1 protein-coding gene is annotated in these 464 nt (G+C 64.0%); it reads right to left on the minus strand.

The features are described from left to right. On the minus strand, nt 1–264 hold a 264-nt coding region (locus WEA77_RS15675; protein ID WP_368068802.1), incomplete at its 3' end, for a GntR family transcriptional regulator. Nucleotides 265–464: the final 200 nt, after the last annotated feature.

Genomic DNA, 464 nt, shown 5'->3' on the forward strand with positions numbered 1-464 from the left:
CAGCGCCTCGGCCTCCAGCAACAGGCGCGCATGGGCGATTTCCTTCAATCCTTTGATGGATACGGGCGCGACGCGAAAGCCCTTCTGGCCTTCGGCCACCACCAGCGATTCCGAGACGAGCCTGTTCAGCACCTCGCGGATCGTCGGCACGCTAGCGCCGTAGCGCCGGCTGATCGGCTCAAGCGTAAGCTTATCGTTCGGCTTGAGCACGGCGAACAGGATATCCGCGCGCAGCTTCCTGTAGAGAAGCTCGCCGGCTGTCATTCCTCCCGATCCCGTCATGTTGCCGCCTTTCGCCAGATGCGGTCTATAGCGCGCCCGGCATCGCGCTGTTAAGCCGGCATCGGGCTCCGGCCTCACGAAACCGCGTCACGACACGTTCTCCGAGACCAGGAGGTCGAAGGGAATTGTCTCCGGGCGGGACAGTTCGCCGCCCATGCTGCTCACCGCGCTGACGGCTTCCT

Source organism: Hyphomonas sp. (assembly GCF_040882205.1).
GTDB lineage: Bacteria > Pseudomonadota > Alphaproteobacteria > Caulobacterales > Hyphomonadaceae > Hyphomonas.